A 256-nucleotide genomic window follows, 5' to 3' on the forward strand; every position below is an offset into this window, starting at 1 on the left:
CCGGGGCACGGACCTGGCGGCGGATCTGGGCACGGACCTGGCGGCGGACCAGGGCACGGACCTGGCGGCGGACCGGGGGGACGCCTGCAGTTCCCTTTTGATGCTACATTAAATGAGCATGATTCCGACAATGAACCGAACATGTACGACACCCATCAGACCACTCGCCCCCCTCATGGTTCTGGCGGTTCCGGACACGGGACGGGGCATGGCTCTGGGCACGGGCCAAGTCACGGCTCAGGCCATGGGCAAGGAC

The organism is Paenibacillus agaridevorans (genome assembly GCF_003112455.1).
GTDB lineage: Bacteria > Bacillota > Bacilli > Paenibacillales > Paenibacillaceae > Pristimantibacillus > Pristimantibacillus agaridevorans.